A 13,578-nucleotide genomic window follows, 5' to 3' on the forward strand; every position below is an offset into this window, starting at 1 on the left:
AGGTCTTCGACCGCCTGTCTCTGGTAAGCTTGCTGGATACGATGACACGGTTTCAGAGTCAATCATGAACCGCCGTGGTACGGAACCGTATGCCCGGTGGTGTGAGAGGACGGGGGAGGCAACTCCCCCTCCTACTCGATGATTCACATCAAATTTTCGACAGCCTTCGTCGATTTTCAGTCGCAGTTCAGGTCCGCATGTTGTTATTGGTGTGAAATGAATAGGCGAGGAGGTGCCTGTCATGACTAAAGCACATAAAGCATCGAACCAGGAGCAGTTCCTGCTGCGGCGGAAACTTGCCGTGGAAGGTCTTGAAGAGAGTGAATGGTCTGACTTTATTCACGAACTCAATCATCACCCCTGTGTCGATTTTGCCGAACGCAAGCCAAATAATCGGCTAGACGTCACCTTCGATGGAACCCATTGGTCCACCGATGAGTTGCTGAAGGCGATTGAAGCACATGGCGGTCGGTTGAAGGGGGGGGGTGGTGGACTAAACGGAAACTGGCGTGGTACCGGTTTACAGATGATAATGTACGTGCCAATGCCAAACTTGATCCGTTTTGCTGTTCAAAGATCCCGCCCATGAAACGAAAATAGCTGGAGGTTAGATGAGCACGGAGCAGGACAGAACTACTCGCTACAAGGAAGGCAGTCTCACCCTCACGGGAACCGTTATGCTGGGTACCGGCGTCATGATCGGCGCCGGTATCTTTGCCCTTACCGGGCAAATGGCGCAGATGACGGGGGTTCTTTTCCCGTTGGCGTTTCTGGCGGCCGCGGTGATCGTCAGCTTCAGTTCTTATTCCTACGTCAAGATTTCCAATGCCTGGCCGTCAGCCGGGGGCATTGGCATGTACCTTTACAAAGCCTATGGCAATCGGCTGCCGACCGCGTTCAACGCCTTGCTGATGTATTTCTCGATGGTGATCGCCCAGAGCTTCCTCGCGCGTACTTTCGGTTCCTACACCATGCAACTGTTCGGTGGTGATGAAAGTGGTCGCATGGTGTCCATTCTGGGTGTGTCGCTGATCCTGGCGGCGTTTCTGACCAATCTGCTCGGTAACCGGATGATTCAGGGCGTGGCTTCCTTTATCGGGTTTCTGAAAATCGGCGGTATACTGGTTTTCGGGCTGGTGGGCGTCTGGATTGCCGACAGCCTGGCGGTGGATTTCTCAAGCCCGGGCGAGGCCGGAACCGCAGGCAATTTCCTGGGTGCGACGGCACTTGGAATACTTGCCTTCAAAGGCTTCACCACTATCACTAACAGTGGTTCCGAAGTCATAGATCCTAAGCGGAATGTGGGGCGAGCAATCATTATTTCCATCGCGGCCTGCGTGGTGATCTACACCCTGGTCGGTTTTGCCGTGGCCAGCAACCTGTCCCTGGCGGAAATCATCAAGACCCAGGATTACTCCCTTGCGGCTGCCGCGCGTCCGGCGCTGGGGGATTATGGCCTCTGGTTCACGGTCGCCATTGCCATGACGGCCACCGCGGGTGGCATTCTGGCCAGCATTTTTGCTGTCTCGCGCATGCTTGCCATGCTGACTGAAATGAAACTGGTCCCTCACCGTCATTTTGGTATGCCGGGCAGCATCCAGAAGCACACGCTGGTCTACACTGTGGTCCTGGGGCTGGCTCTGACAGCCTTCTTTGACCTCTCCCGGATTGCCGCCCTGGGTATCGTGTTCTACCTGGTTATGGACATTGCCATCCATTGGGGCGTGCTTCGCTACCTGCGCGACGATGTGAAGGCCAGGGCGTGGGTGCCGGCAACGGCCATCGGTCTGGATTTGCTCGTGCTTGGCGGCTTTGTCTGGGTCAAACTGAATACCGACCCGTTTGTCATTGGCGTGGCGGTTGTCACGATGATCGTGATCGCGGTATCCGGGCAGCTTTTCCTGAAAAGGGCTGCCGCCGCCGAAAAAAACGGCCACGAGGAATCCCATGCTCACGGTCACCAGTAATCGGAATTCAACATGGAGGGCAGTATCACGATGGGGGAAAACATGTTTGGCAACACCATGTGGGCCGGGCACTGGCTGTGGATGCTGGTGATTGCCATCGTAGTCGTCATCCCGGCCTGGCGTATTTGCCAGCGCACGGGCTATCCGGGTTGGATGGGCATCCTGATACTGATACCCATCGTCAACCTTGTTCTGCTCTATTTTATTGCATTCGCGGATTGGCCGGCAGGCAAAGCGGGAAACCATGATGATAGCTGAGCAACGGATTCCCGTCGCTCGCAATTCATTTCTTCGAGAGGTGCTTAAAAAGGGGAGGCTTGATATCGAAAAAAATGACAGGAAGGGATATATTCCAGGTTGAATTCAGTGTTCGTTGATGGAAGTGACAGGAACGGATGAACAATTGTCGAGTTTATTGATGGGAGATCAGATAGTGCGAACGAAAATCTTACAACTGGTGTTGGTTTTCATGGTATTTAAAGCGCCACTGCTACAGGCGAGCGAAGTCCTTTCAGGTCAGGATGTTGCAGATATTTTAGTGGGTAACACGGTTCAAATGGTCTTTCGGGATGCGCAGGATAATTTCCGCACCCGCACGTTTCACGAATACTACGACCCCGATGGGTCGATCTATGGCATGACAAAGTTCAGGGAACAGCAGGGAAATCTCACCCACTATCTCGGTAGCTGGCAGGTTGAAGACGGGAAATTCTGTACCACTGTCTACGGGCGGTACTATTCCTGCAATAAAATCAAATCCCTCGGTGATGGTGGTTATGAGCTTATAAATGACGGGGGCACCATCAGAAACGTCAAGTTATTTGAAGGCAAGCATCACGGGCTGGAGTAGGGGCCGCTGTGCGTCGTTAACCCCGACGCTTCCTTGCAGTGGTTTTGCTCAGGGTTAAGGCAGGCCCGGTCGATGGGCCTGCCTCCTGAAATCCTCCTGCAAAATGCCGTCTTGTTACTGGTTATTGCCGGTGCTGGCAGGGGCCTCGCGGGCGCCTTAGTACCACCACCGGATACCCACCACAAAACTGGAGGACTCGACATCCTCGCCTTCCCGTTCACGGAGATCCTTTGTGTTGCCCAGGTAGCGTGTATAGGAAACACCAACGTAAGGAGCGAACTCCCGGGAAAACTGGTATCTCAACCGGAGTCCCAGACCAATATTGTTGATCCCGCTGCCGACGCCCCATTCCTCGACATCACTGAAGGCCACCAGGGTTTCCCCCCGGCCTTGCAGAATGAGCCTTTGGGTCAGTAACCAGTCGTATTCGGCCTCGAAATCATACGACAGGTCGCCGTCTTCAGTAACCCTGAGGTTGGTATCCACCTCAAACCAGTAGGGAGCAAGGCCCTGCAGGCCGATAAGTGCCGAATAACGCTCTTTGTTCTGGCCCGGGCCGAAGGTTGCCTGAGCGCCCAGCCCTGCCTGTATATCCCAGAAGGGGGCCAGGCGATAGCTGTACTGAGTATCAAAGTTTTCGACGTCGCCACCCTCGGTGGCCAGATTAGTCTCACCCTCTGTTTCAATCCAGAGCCGCTTGCGGTCTGTGCCGACCCAGGCCTGGGCATCCCAGAGCGCGATCTCGTTGTTGCCATCACGCTGATATTCCATCCGGTCAAACAGTAACTGGCCAGATATCTCATTGTCATGAACAGGTAGTGTCCAGTCCGGCTCGGCCTGCACTCCGGTACCCGCGGCACCGGCCCCGGAGGCAATGGTGAAGACCGACGCGCCCACAACCAGCTTTATGCGATTTATCATAGTGATCATCCCCTATCCCGTTAAACGACCGACACGACACGAAACATACCTGCGTCCATGTGGTAGAGCAGGTGGCAGTGGAACGCCCAGTCGCCGGGTGCGTCCGCCGTTATCAGTGCAGACACCCGCTCACCGGGTTTGATAGAGATCGTGTGCTTGCGCGGTCGATGCTCACCCGCCCCGGTTTCCAGCTCCATCCACATGCCGTGCAAATGAATGGGGTGGTCCATCATTGAATCGTTGACCAGGATCAGGCGAAGGCGTTCACCATGGTAGAATTTGACCGGGCCATCCACCTCGGAAAATTTCCTGCCATCAAACGACCACATGTAACGCTGCATATTGCCGGTAAGGTGGAGCTCCACTTCCCGTTCCGCCGGGCGCTTGTCGGGCCAGCCATCAATACTCCGTAACTGGGAGTAGGTCAGCACCCTGTGATCCACGGTTTCGAAGCCAACGCCGGGCTCATCCAGCCGTGACTGGGGGCTGGAAGCCACCATTGCTGCTCCGGGGCCGTGATTGTCCGGGCCATGGGATACCGGGCGCCCCGCGGTCGGAACGGGGCTCAGGCTGGATTTGTCAGGCGAGGTGTCCATGTTCATCCGGCCATGGTCCATATTCATGCCACCTGAATCTCCGGCCATGTCGCCGTGGGCCATGTCCATGCCGTCGTGCATTGCCTGGCCGCCACTCTTGCCCATGGCGCCCATTCCCATGGCCGCCATGCCCCGTTCAGTGCGCGGGTACATGGGGGGCACCTGGGCCTCCAGACCCTTTCGGGTAGCCAGTGTGCCGCGCACGAACCCGGACCGGTCCTGGGCCTGTGCAAACACGGTATGAGCCATGTCCGTTGGCTCCACGATAACGTCGTAGGTTTCGGCCACGCCAATGCGGAATTCATCGGTCTCGACCGGCTGCACTGGCTGACCGTCGGCGGAAATAACCGTCATCGGAAGTCCCGGGATACGGACATCAAAGTAGGTCATCGCCGAGGCGTTGATGAATCTCAGGCGAATTTTCTCGCCGGGACGGAACAGCCCGGTCCAGTTGCTGGCGGAAGGCGATCCATTCATCAGGTAGGTGTATTCAGAACCGGTTACATCCAGGATATCCCGGGGGCTCATTCGCATTCTGCCCCACATGTCGGCTTTGCTCCACGCGGCATCCCAACCCATAGTTTCGACATCCTTGAAGAAGTCGCCAACGGTGCGCTGGTTGTAGTTGTAATAGCCTTCAAACACTTTGAGGTTGCGGAAGACATCGGCGGGAGAATCGAAGGTCCAGTCGGAGAGAACCACAATGTATTCGCGGTCATAGCTGACTGGCTCGGGCTCAGCCGGATCTATAATGATCGGTCCATAGTGGCCAAGCTGCTCCTGAAACCCGGAGTGGCTGTGATACCAGTAGGTGCCGTGCTGCTCGACCGGAAAACGGTACTCGAAGGTTTCGCCCGGCATGATGCCCGGAAAACTGACCCCCGGAACACCATCCATCCGAAACGGCAGTATCAGACCGTGCCAGTGAATGGACGTTGCCTCGGCCAGGGTGTTGGTTACACGCATGATCGCTTCGCGGCCCTGCTTGAGCCGAATCAGGGGCGCAGGCAGCGTGCCATTGATGGTAATAGGCTGTTTCGAGAGTTTGGACCCGATCGTGAGAGGCGTTCGTGCGATGGTCAGATCATAGATATCGGCACCGTCACGCACGGTATGATAAACATTCGAGTTGTCCAGGTTGCCCCTGGCAAACGCCGGCATCAGGCTGTCAAAACCGGCGAGAAGGCCCATTGCGGCAGCCCCCTGGATCAGGCGCCGCCTGGATAATCCGGTGTCAGGATGTTGCTCGTTCATACGCTGCTCCTGTCTTTCATGGCACTTTTATTAATGACTGCGTGAATCTACTGATGACTGCTTGAATCGCTGCGGGCGTGCTCACACGCTCGCTTTCGCATTACGGTTTTTATCCTACACACTGTAGCTGAAACGAGACTGAATCGCCTGGCGCGGCCGTGGGCACGGGGTCCGGCCCCTGGCAGTGTTCCGGCGAGCCGGCCGATCCCTCCTGGTATTGGCTGGCTTCACCTTGACCGAAGCTTGTACTATCCTATAGGCAGACGGTCAGAATCTGGCCCGGTCAGCGGGGGACACCTGCTGACGCAATCGCAGTTCCCAATTACTCGACGGACGGAGAACACCATGAAACGACTGACACTTGTTGCTACTGTCATTGCCGGTCTGCTTTCCATGCCGGCCCTGGCGGCGGATCACGATCAGCATCGCGATGCAAAGCATCATGAGCAGGACCAGAAGAGAGCAGCGGCGATGCAGCAGAATATGGAAGAAATGCAGGCGCTGATGAGCCGGATCAAACAGGAGCAGGACCCTGCCAAGCGCCAGGAGCTGATGCAGGACCATATGAAAACCATGCAGGAAAACATGCAGATGATGCATGGAGACATGAAGGGCTGCATGGGAATGATGAAGGAAATGAAGGAAATGAAGGGGTCGATGAAGGATCAGCCGATGAAATCGAAAGGGGCGGAGAAATCGAAAGGGGCGGAGAAATCCGGCCATTGAGGTCATCAAGCCCTTATCCTTCGCGCTGATATTCGATCTGTTGTAAAGGTGACCGTCCAGGCGGTCACCAGAAACCGCCTTAACTCCTTTGTCTCCGACATGTTGCCAGTCCTGTCTAAGATATAAGTCGTAAGCCCTCTGGATTTTCAGCTTCGTTTCAGGTTTCATTGGTCGCGGCCTGCCTGCAATCAGGAGGTTGGTTGCCCTGCTGTATGCGACACGGCGGAATGACCGGCCATTAGGTCCGTTTGCTGAGCTCTTCTGACGACTAATAAGACGACTAATAATAGGGATCACAATGAAGCAACTGAAACTTAAGCGCAGCCCGCTTTACCTGTCGATTCTCGGAGTAGCCGCAGTGGATGCACTTGAGGAAGGCGCGCTTCAAAACGGCCAGAGTGATAAGGACATTGTGCATGTTGCCGGCCGCGTCAGGTATAAGTTTTAACTGACCAGAAGGTGCGAAGCCGACGCTTCGCACCTTATTCCTTTCGAAGAGCCTCTGTATGACGAATGTAATCAGCTGTGCCAGCGTCCGGATCTTTCGTTTTGTCGTTTTAATTGTTTGCCGATGCGGCCGTGTACGGGCTTGCCCTTTATGCGGTTGGTCACAGCGTGAAAATGCAGCTACGTGCTGCCCATCTTGCGGGTGTCCTGCAACTGATCTTGGCTGTTGGCGTACTCATAGAGGTGGTGAGACGCTTTGTATTCGGTAGTGAGCCTGAATCGCTGGTGATGATGGCTATCGCATTCGTCGCGTTGATTGCCAATACCAGTTGTCTGCTGCTGATAGCCAAACACCGGGAGGGCGGAGCGCACATGAAGGCAAGCTGGATATTCTCGGCCAACGACGTGGTGATCAACCTGGGGGTCATTACCGCCGGCGTTCTGGTCGCGTGGACCGGCTCCAATTATCCGGATCTGGTTATCGGTAGCATCGCTGGGCTCGTCGTGCTTAACGGTGCCAGGCGCATTCTGGCGCTCAAGGGTTAAAGCATGCCCTTTATTGGCAACAATCTCTCGCCGTATGTCCTGTTTTCCATATCCGGCCTGATAGCAGCATCGGACCAAACTGTAAAATGGCTGGTTCAACAAACAATGGCTTATGGCGAGTCAATCGCGGTGACCCCGTTCTTTAACTGGGTGCACCTATGGAACACCGGTGCCGCATTCAGTCTTTTTGCGAATGGTGGAGGCTGGCAGCGCTACTTTTTTATCGGGATCGCGGTAGTGGTCTCGATTTTTCTGATCAAGCTGATCCTTGAAAATCGTCATAAAGGAGAAGCCATCGCTTACAGTCTTATCCTCGGTGGCGCCATGGGCAACCTGATTGACCGGGTCTTTCGCGGCTATGTTGTGGATTCCTTTGATTTCTATTGGTGAGACTGGCATTGGCCGGCCTTCAACCTGGCTGATATTGCAATTGTCCTCGGTGCATTGCTTCTCGTTTTCGTAGGCTTACTGCGAAAAGAAAATCCCAATGCCGAGTTGGATGGATCTTCCTGAAACCTTAGCGGAAAAAAGCCTTAAAAATGCGCTCGGTTTGACCGTGCTTGCCAGTCGGTAAGGCTGCATTTCCTGGCCGGCAATCAATGCCGAACTTGTTTCTCGAAAACGACCCGCTCCCGGCCAAATGGCGGCCAAGAGCGGGCTACCCGGATGCAATTACACCTTTTCATCCTGGCGGTGCAGCAATGTGTACAGAATTGGCAGTACAAACAGCGTCAGTAGCGTCGATGAGATAATCCCGCCTATCACCACTGTGGCCAGCGGCCTTTGAACCTCAGCGCCGGTACCCGTATTGAGGGCCATGGGCACGAAGCCAAGACTGGCGACCAGTGCGGTCATCAGGACCGGACGCAAACGAATAAGAGCACCTTCCACCACGGCGGAAACCAGATCACCCTGGTTGTGCCAAAGATCCCGAATAAACGCCACCATCACCAGACCATTGAGTACCGCCACCCCCGACAGGGCTATAAAGCCCACACCGGCGGAGATCGACAGCGGCATGTCCCGCAGCCACAGTAGCAGCACGCCACCGGTCAGGGCCAGGGGGACGCCGCTGAAGATGATCAGCGCATCTTTCAGCGATCTGAATGCCATCACCAGCAGGGCAATGATGATCGCCAGGGTCACGGGCACGACAATGGCAAGGCGCTGGCTGGCGGATTCCAGTTGCTCGAAGGTACCGCCGTAATCCAGCCAGTACCCGGCGGGCAGATCCACTTCCTGTCGAACTCTTCCTTTGATCTCCTCCACAAAACCGCCCAGATCGCGATCCCGGACATTGGCGGTGACCACCACCCGTCGCTTGCCGTTCTCCCGGCTGATCTGGTTGGGGGCCGGAGCCAACTCCAGCGCCGCCACTTCTGACAGTGGCACATAGCCGCCTCCCGGCAGGGGCACCGGCAGATCCGCCAGGCTGTCCACGTCCCGGCGGATGGCCTCGGGCAGGCGCACTACCAGCTGGAAACGGCGATCCCCTTCGTAGATCAGGCCGGTATTTTCGCCACCCACTCCCGCTGCCACCAGATCCTGAAGATCATCCACGGTCAGGCCGTAGCGGGATAGCGCCATGCGTTTGGGGTGCACCGACAGCATGGGCAACCCCGTGACCTGCTCCACCCGGGCGTCGGCGGCACCGTCCACCGACTCGACCACCTTGAGCACGGCGTTGGCCGCGGTCAACAACTGATCCAGGTCATCCCCGAACACTTTAATGCCGAGATCCGCCCGGACGCCCGAGATCAGCTCGTTGAAGCGCATTTCAATGGGCTGAGTAAACTCGTAGTTGTTGCCGGGCAATTGCTCGACGGCCGCCTGGAGCTCCGCAATCAGCTCATCCCGCGGTTTGTTCGGGTTCGGCCATTGCTCGCGCGGCTTGAGAATCACGAAACTGTCCGCGATATTCGGTGGCATGGGGTCGGTGGCCACCTCCGGTGTCCCGATTCGCGAGAATACCTTGTCTACCTCGGGGAAGGCCTTGATGCGCCGCTCCAAAGGTTTCTGCATCGCAATGGATTGCTCCAGACCTGTGCCGGGAATGCGCAGGGCTTGCACAGTCATATCACCCTCGCTGAGCTGGGGGATGAATTCCGACCCCAGGGTGGTTGCTAGCCAGATACAGACCGCCAGCAGGGCGCCGGCGGCCCCCAGTACCGACCAGCGGAATTTCAGGGCCAGCTCCAGCGCCGGGCGATAGATCCCTTTGGCCGCACTGATGGCGGCACTTTCCTTTTCGCGGATCCTGCCTGTGAGGAACACCGCAACGGCGGCGGGGACGATGGTGAGCGAAAACACCATGGCTGACACCAGGGCCATGACCACGGTGGCGGCCATGGGATGGAACATCTTGCCCTCTACCCCTGTGAGGGAGAAGATGGGGATGTAAACTACGGAAATGATCGCCACCCCGAACAGGCTCGGACGTATCACCTCGGTCGTGGCTTCATAGACGACCTGCAGGCGTTCCTTCAGCGGCAGGCGCGCACCCGTAACCTGCTGAGACCCGGCCAGGCGCCGGATGCAGTTCTCCACGATAATCACCGCGCCATCGACAATCAGCCCGAAGTCGAGTGCCCCCAGGCTCATCAGGTTGGCGGAAACGCCGGTCCTCACCATGCCAGTGATGGTGGCGAGCATCGACAGGGGGATCACCGCCGCGGTAATAAGGGCGGCCCGCAGGTTGCCCAGCAGCAGGAACAGCACCACGATCACCAGCAGCGCACCCTCAAGCAGATTCTTCTCCACCGTGGCGATGGCCTTGTCCACTAGAGTGGTGCGGTCATAGACGGCTTCCACGCGAATGCCCTCGGGCAGGGATGGGCGGATATCCTCCAGCCGCTCGCTAACGGCCCGGGCGACACTACGGGAATTTTCTCCTATCAACATCATGGCGGTGCCGATTACCGTTTCCACGCCGTCGCGGGTGGCAGCCCCAGTGCGCAGCTCCTTGCCAATGGCCACTTCCGCGACATCCTTTACCCGGACCGGCACGCCATCGCGGTTGGCGATCACTACTTGTTCGATGTCGCCGATGGTCTTCAGTTGGCCGGGGGAGCGCACCAGCAGCTGCTGGCCATTGCGTTCGATATAGCCAGCGCCACGGTTGGCGTTGTTGGCCCTCAGTGCCGCCACCAAGTCCTCGAGGCTGACGCCGAGCTCCAACAATTTTTTCGGGGAGGGCGTGACGTGATACTGCTTGTCGTAGCCGCCGATGGAATTGATTTCGATCACCCCGGGCACCTGGGCCAGTTGAGGTTTGATGATCCAGTCCTGCACTTCCCGCAGGGCAGTGGCATCCCAGGGCTCACCATTTTCCCGGGTGGCGCCGGGCGCCGCATCCACGGTGTACATGAAAATCTCGCCCAACCCGGTGGCGATGGGGCCCATCTCCGGCTCCAGCCCAGGCGGTAGGACGCTTTTGATGGCGCCAAGGCGCTCGTTGATCAAGTTGCGGGCGAAATAGATGTCCGTGCCTTCTTCGAACACCACGGTCACCTGGGACAGGCCGTAACGAGACAGGGATCGGGTGTAGGACAGGCTGGGCAGGCCGTACAGCGCCGTCTCCACCGGGAACGTGATGCGCTGCTCTGTCTCCAGGGGTGAATAACCGGGTGCCTCGGTGTTGATCTGCACCTGGACATTGGTGATATCAGGTACCGCGTCGATGGGCAGGCGCTGGAAACTCCAGACACCGACACCGATCAGCACCAGAATCAGCGAAAGCATGAGATAGCGCCGTTCTACAGAGAGGCGCACGATAGCGTCGATCATAGTGGCCTCCTGTTAATCGTCGTCTGACACGCTGGATTTTTCGATATCAGCCTTGATGAGATAGCTGTTCTCCACAACGTAGCGTTCGCCGGGCTTCAGGCCAGAAAGTATTTCGGTGAACTGGCCATCCGTGCGGCCCAACTCGACAGGCCGGGGCTCAAAGCTATTGCCTTCTTGCACAAACACGACCTGGGATTCGTCGAGCAACTGCAGGGCCCGATTTTCTATCACCAGCGGCACTTCGATACGCTCTACCACGATGCTCGCCGAAACCAGCCGGCCCGGAGAAAGCAGATCCTCTGTGTTGGCAATTTCCGCGCGGGCAATGACGTAGGGCGAGTCGCTGTTCTGGGGCACGATATGATCGATCCTGGAATCGTACTGTGCATCTCCTGCGTCAATTCGCACCAGCTGTCCGGGCGCGATCTCGCGGCGCTGCCCTGGGAAGATTTTCAATTCCACCCATAGCGGGTCGAGCTTGGCGATGGTGAACAGTGCTTGTTCCCCGGCCAGCTCGCCGACGTTGATATTGCGCTGGATAACGGTACCGGCAAAAGGCGCACGCAAGGTGTAGGGTTGGAGACTGTCATTGGATTCGATGCTGGCCAGTGGGTCGCCAGCCTTGACCGAGTCACCGAGACTGGCATTGATTTTCGTAACCTGACCTGGGAAGCGCGCCCTGATCAGGGCAATTCCGTCGGGATTGGGAACAAGGCGGCCATAACTGCTGATGGTGCGCTCCAGGATGCCGGCGCCTGAGGCCTTGCTTCGGATACCGGCTTGCTCCGCCATCCCGGCAGAGATTTCCGCGTGAGTGCTCTCCGACTCCTCGTGATCCTCGCGCGCTTCGTTGACGTGATCATGCGCATGCGAATCATCGCTGTGATCATCTTCCGCGGCATGAGTTGGTCCGATCGTCAGCACATATACACTGGCGAATATGAGTAAATAATTAACGACTTTCATGGTAGTAATCCTGTAGTTCAGCGGCCGGCCAGAGGCTGAGCCGTCAGTTGTTCGATCAGCGCCTGGTTGAGCAGCGCCATAGTGGCGGCATCGACCAGCGCTTGCCGGGCGGAGAGCAATTCCCGCTGCGCGGCGGTCCACTCCACATAGCTGTAGCGACCTTTCTGGTAGGCCTCGCGGGTCTGGCTGAGTGCATCGCTCAGATCGGGAAGCATTTGGCCGCGGATTTGCTCTACAGCCTCGATGTTTTGCTGCCGCTGTCGGTAAGCCTCGAACAGGCGCGAGTGGAGGCGAAGCAGGGTGTCCTCCCTGCGGTACTGGACTTCATCCCGCGCCGCCAGGGCGGCTTGCACTTCGCCGCGATTGCGCCGTCCGGAAAAGAGCGGTACCGATAGCCCAGCGGTCAAGGCGGTATCATCCGTCTCCTCGAAACGCCGGATGCCGACCTGCCAACGGATGTCGCTCTCGGACTGACTCCGCGACAATTGGACTTCAGCCTCACGAACGCGCCGCTCGCTGGCATAGATTTGAATGGCAGGGCTCTCACTGACGCGCTGGTACAGGATCTCGAAACTGTCGGAGGAACCGAACTGGAACAGGTCGCCCTCCAGACTCTGGAAGTCCAAGCGGGTATCACCCCAGAGCGAAGCCAGGGCTATCTTCCGGCTCTCGTATTCGCTTAGCGCGCGGGACTGCTCGATACGACTCCGGGTGAGCGCAGCCTTGGCCCGCATGACTTCGGCCTGGGGCGCCGCGCCCCTGTCGGCGCGACGGGTGACGATCTCGTGGGTGGCCTCGGCCAGCGCCACAGCTTCAGCGGCCAGTTCGAGTTTTTCCTGCAGCGCCAGGGTGGCGACAAAGCGCTGGGCCACCTGTCCCAGCACATCCAGGGTTTCGGCCCGGCGCTCGGCCTCGACCAGACCGTATCGTGAGTCGACGACGCTGACGCGGGCCTGACGCTTGCCGCCAAGTTCGAGAACCGATGACAAGGACAGTGTGTACTCTGCCGCGTCGCTCCCCTGGCGGTTGCCGCTGCCGAGGACGTTTTCCACCTCCAGGCCGGCTTCCAGGGCGGGATTTTGATCCGCCGAGAAACGACGGCCTTCAAGGCCCTGAAGGCGAAAATCGAAAACCTGCAGGGTGGGGTTCTGCGCCATGGCCCGCGAGAGGGCATTGGCAAGAGTGAGAGGTGCCTGCTCGGCGTACGCAACAGTGCCCTTCAGGGTTAGCACGAGAAGACACAGCAAGGTGTTAAAAAATTGACTCGGTATTACCCGCCGCCCATTTTTTATGTGCATTCCAAAAAGCATGAAACTACTCCTACGAAAGTCGGGTAAGCGGATTAAATGGTTGATCTTACCTTTGCATGAGAGTGAGACAGACCGGCAGTCATTTCCACCACGAACAGAAGTGCATTGATGCCGAGCAACCAGCGCAGGGTCCCGGATTCTTGCTTAGCAGAAGCTGCCGAAAACTCGGCGGCCTTGATGGTCTCCGGATTTGCAGCGACGGTTTCCTG

General features: G+C 57.5%; 10 protein-coding genes and 4 pseudogenes. 8 read left to right on the forward strand and 6 right to left on the reverse strand.

The genetic code is table 11. The annotated features are described in order from the left end of the window. Nucleotides 1-241: 241 nt before the first annotated feature. The 4 genes and pseudogenes from AC13DJ_RS10340 (at nt 242) to AC13DJ_RS10355 (ending at nt 2,817) form a co-directional block, all read left to right on the forward strand. Nucleotides 242-600: pseudogene (locus AC13DJ_RS10340) on the forward strand (hypothetical protein). An 11-nt stretch (nt 601-611) separates the two neighbouring features. Further along, a complete protein-coding gene (locus AC13DJ_RS10345; protein WP_075267639.1) occupies nt 612-1,967 on the forward strand; it encodes an APC family permease in 1,356 nt (451 codons plus the stop codon). A 12-nt stretch (nt 1,968-1,979) separates the two neighbouring features. Beyond that, nucleotides 1,980-2,225 (forward strand): DUF805 domain-containing protein, encoded by a 246-nt coding sequence (locus AC13DJ_RS10350; protein ID WP_341582671.1) that lies wholly within the window; start codon nt 1,980-1,982, stop codon nt 2,223-2,225. A gap of 118 nt (nt 2,226-2,343) precedes the next feature. After that, the gene (locus tag AC13DJ_RS10355; protein ID WP_117618270.1) at nt 2,344-2,817 is read left to right on the forward strand and encodes a hypothetical protein; all 474 of its coding nucleotides are present in this window, start codon (nt 2,344-2,346) and stop codon (nt 2,815-2,817) included. Nucleotides 2,818-2,973: 156 nt separating this feature from the next. Here the strand turns inward: AC13DJ_RS10355 and AC13DJ_RS10360 are convergent, their stop codons facing one another. Continuing rightward, nucleotides 2,974-3,738, reverse strand: coding sequence for a copper resistance protein B (locus AC13DJ_RS10360; protein ID WP_482932972.1), 765 nt, complete (start codon nt 3,736-3,738; stop codon nt 2,974-2,976). 20 nt (nt 3,739-3,758) lie between these two features. Then, nucleotides 3,759-5,588: a copper resistance system multicopper oxidase gene (locus AC13DJ_RS10365; RefSeq protein ID WP_482932973.1), complete on the reverse strand. Its 1,830-nt coding sequence runs from the start codon at nt 5,586-5,588 to the stop codon at nt 3,759-3,761. A gap of 345 nt (nt 5,589-5,933) precedes the next feature. On the opposite strand from AC13DJ_RS10365, the gene AC13DJ_RS10370 reads away from it, so the two are divergent. The 4 genes and pseudogenes from AC13DJ_RS10370 (at nt 5,934) to lspA (ending at nt 7,820) form a co-directional block, all read left to right on the forward strand. Then, nucleotides 5,934-6,314, forward strand: a complete 381-nt coding sequence (locus AC13DJ_RS10370) for a hypothetical protein (protein WP_482932974.1) — start codon at nt 5,934-5,936, stop codon at nt 6,312-6,314. Between the two features lie 298 nt (nt 6,315-6,612). Beyond that, a complete protein-coding gene (locus AC13DJ_RS10375) occupies nt 6,613-6,762 on the forward strand; it encodes a hypothetical protein (protein ID WP_482932975.1) in 150 nt (49 codons plus the stop codon). A 116-nt stretch (nt 6,763-6,878) separates the two neighbouring features. Continuing rightward, nucleotides 6,879-7,307, forward strand: a pseudogene (locus AC13DJ_RS10380) (cation efflux transmembrane domain-containing protein); the annotation flags it as partial. A 3-nt stretch (nt 7,308-7,310) separates the two neighbouring features. After that, nucleotides 7,311-7,820: pseudogene (gene lspA, locus AC13DJ_RS10385) on the forward strand (signal peptidase II). Between the two features lie 159 nt (nt 7,821-7,979). Here the strand turns inward: lspA and AC13DJ_RS10390 are convergent. The 4 genes and pseudogenes from AC13DJ_RS10390 to AC13DJ_RS10405 all read right to left on the reverse strand — a co-directional run. Continuing rightward, entirely contained in the window at nt 7,980-11,093 is a 3,114-nt protein-coding gene (locus tag AC13DJ_RS10390) for an efflux RND transporter permease subunit (protein ID WP_482932976.1), read from the reverse strand. A 12-nt stretch (nt 11,094-11,105) separates the two neighbouring features. Then, complete coding sequence (locus AC13DJ_RS10395; protein ID WP_482932977.1) at nt 11,106-12,059, reverse strand: efflux RND transporter periplasmic adaptor subunit; 954 nt, start codon at nt 12,057-12,059, stop codon at nt 11,106-11,108. Between the two features lie 17 nt (nt 12,060-12,076). After that, nucleotides 12,077-13,369, reverse strand: a complete 1,293-nt coding sequence (locus AC13DJ_RS10400; protein WP_474541169.1) for a TolC family protein — start codon at nt 13,367-13,369, stop codon at nt 12,077-12,079. A 68-nt stretch (nt 13,370-13,437) separates the two neighbouring features. After that, nucleotides 13,438-13,578: pseudogene (locus tag AC13DJ_RS10405) on the reverse strand (cation transporter); the annotation flags it as partial.

The sequence above is a fragment of the Marinobacter sp. L-46 genome (genome assembly GCF_056859535.1).

What these genes read in the sequence shown, in the direction of transcription:
- AC13DJ_RS10350 (WP_341582671.1), top strand. Translation starts at nt 1,980, where the DNA reads ATGGAGGGCAGTATCACGATGGGGGAAAACATGTTTGGCAACACCATG.
- AC13DJ_RS10375 (WP_482932975.1), top strand. Translation starts at nt 6,613, where the DNA reads ATGAAGCAACTGAAACTTAAGCGCAGCCCGCTTTACCTGTCGATTCTC.
- AC13DJ_RS10360 (WP_482932972.1), bottom strand. Translation starts at nt 3,738, where the DNA reads ATGATAAATCGCATAAAGCTGGTTGTGGGCGCGTCGGTCTTCACCATT.
- AC13DJ_RS10400 (WP_474541169.1), bottom strand. Translation starts at nt 13,369, where the DNA reads ATGCTTTTTGGAATGCACATAAAAAATGGGCGGCGGGTAATACCGAGT.
- AC13DJ_RS10370 (WP_482932974.1), top strand. Translation starts at nt 5,934, where the DNA reads ATGAAACGACTGACACTTGTTGCTACTGTCATTGCCGGTCTGCTTTCC.
- AC13DJ_RS10355 (WP_117618270.1), top strand. Translation starts at nt 2,344, where the DNA reads ATGGAAGTGACAGGAACGGATGAACAATTGTCGAGTTTATTGATGGGA.
- AC13DJ_RS10345 (WP_075267639.1), top strand. Translation starts at nt 612, where the DNA reads ATGAGCACGGAGCAGGACAGAACTACTCGCTACAAGGAAGGCAGTCTC.
- AC13DJ_RS10390 (WP_482932976.1), bottom strand. Translation starts at nt 11,093, where the DNA reads ATGATCGACGCTATCGTGCGCCTCTCTGTAGAACGGCGCTATCTCATG.
- AC13DJ_RS10365 (WP_482932973.1), bottom strand. Translation starts at nt 5,588, where the DNA reads ATGAACGAGCAACATCCTGACACCGGATTATCCAGGCGGCGCCTGATC.
- AC13DJ_RS10395 (WP_482932977.1), bottom strand. Translation starts at nt 12,059, where the DNA reads ATGAAAGTCGTTAATTATTTACTCATATTCGCCAGTGTATATGTGCTG.